This window comes from Variovorax gracilis (assembly GCF_030317115.1).
In the GTDB taxonomy this organism is placed as follows: Bacteria; Pseudomonadota; Gammaproteobacteria; order Burkholderiales; family Burkholderiaceae_C; genus Variovorax; species Variovorax gracilis.
In genome coordinates this window covers 1-1660 of the sequence record NZ_JASZYF010000090.1, presented here as the reverse complement: position 1 = coordinate 1660, position 1660 = coordinate 1, and the positions used below count along the sequence as shown (strand labels likewise).

Genomic DNA, 1660 nt, shown 5'->3' with positions numbered 1-1660 from the left:
TAAGCCTGTGTGAGAACGGCCGCCATGGCGGTCACCCGCGCCAGTAGACGATCGCCGGCCATGGTGGTCGTCCAGTAGTACGGCGAGGTCGAGATGCTTACTTGAGGTGGAAAGGGCCGTTTACGGCATAAAAGGGTGGTCACCCACCCGCCAGCCTCACTGCCTTCATCGTTTTGGCGATACCCAAGATCGAGATGATGCGCTTGAGGTTGTAAGCGAGCACGCTGAGGCTGAACTCTGTACTCACGTTCTCGATGCCACGCGTCAGGAAGTGCGTCCAGCCCATCCAGTGTTTCAACGTGCCGAAGACGTGCTCGATGGTCTTCTTGCGCGTCAACATCGCATCCGGCTGGCGATCAAGGCGTCGCTGCATTGCCTCGAGAACGTCTTCATGCTCCCATCGTGAGATTCGTCTGTAGTCACTGGGTGTGCAGCGCGCCTTCATCGGACATTCAGGGCAGGCGCTGGTCCAGTATCGGCGCATCTGTAGGCCGCTCTCCTCGCGCGTGAACCTGTAGATCGCGCGCTGCCCAGCGGGGCACTGATATTCATCGTCGCGAGCGATGTACACGAAGTCCGCCCTGTCGAACCGGCCCTCTGCCTTGGCGTTGGAGGTCGTTGGCTTGGGAACATACGCTTCGATTCCCGCATCGCTGCACGCCTTGATCTGCGCGCTGCTGAAGTACCCACGGTCTGCGATGGCCTTCAGGCGCCGCTTCCCCATGGCTTCGCGCGCAGCATGCGCCATCTTGCTGAGCTGGGCCCTGTCACTGCCCGTGTTCGTCACCTGATGGGCCACCACCAAGTGGTGCTTGGCGTCGACCGCCGCCTGCACGTTGTAGCCGACCATCGCCATGCCGGTATTGCTGTGTGTGGTCATTGCACGGGCATCGGGGTCGGTCAGCGAGACCTGGCCGTCAGGCGCCGCCCGAACCTGCTCGCGCATGCCGCGCAACGCCTTCATCTTCTGCCGAAGATCGTGCACCTTGGCGCTCAGCCGGGCCGTCTTCTCAAGCCAGTCGCTCGGCCCAGTGCGATCGTTGGTGTCCAGCGCATCAAGGTACCGCTGGATGTTGATCTCGATTTCCCGCTCCCGACGGGCGAGCTTGCCTTCGGTGTAGTTGCGCTCTCGACTGTTCACCGCCTTGAATTTGCTGCCGTCGATTGCGACCACGGCTTGAGAGAACAGCTTCAGTTCGCGGCACAGCACGATGAAGCGCCGGCACACGTTGCGAATGCCCTTGCCGCTGTCGCGCCTGAAGTCGGCGATGGTCTTGAAGTCAGGGGCAAGCCGGCCAGTCAGCCACATCAACTCCAGGTTCCGCTGACATTCACGCTCCAAACGCCGGCTGGACTGGATACGGTTGAGGTAGCCGTAGATGTAGATCTTGAGCAGCACGCCCGGGTGATAACCGGGCCGACCGGTGCAAGCGGGGCAAACACCTTCGAACCCGAGTTCCTGAAAGTCCAGATCGTCGACGAAGGCATCGACCACTCGGACCGAGTTGTCCTCCGCGATGAAGTCCTCGAGGCACTCCGGCAGCAAGGTGACCTGAGTTCGGTCCTCTCCTTCGATGAATCGCCTCATGTGACCCCTCTCGACGAGTTGCCATAACTTAGGCGAGTTGTGTGAGTCCTTCAACCGTTTTCACACAGCCTC

1 protein-coding gene is annotated in these 1660 nt (G+C 60.9%); it reads right to left on the bottom strand.

The window, feature by feature from the left end:
- Positions 1-139: 139 nt before the first annotated feature.
- Complete coding sequence (locus QTH97_RS36840; protein ID WP_286573733.1) at positions 140-1588, bottom strand: IS1182 family transposase; 1449 nt, start codon at positions 1586-1588, stop codon at positions 140-142.
- Between the last annotated feature and the right edge of the window lie 72 nt (positions 1589-1660).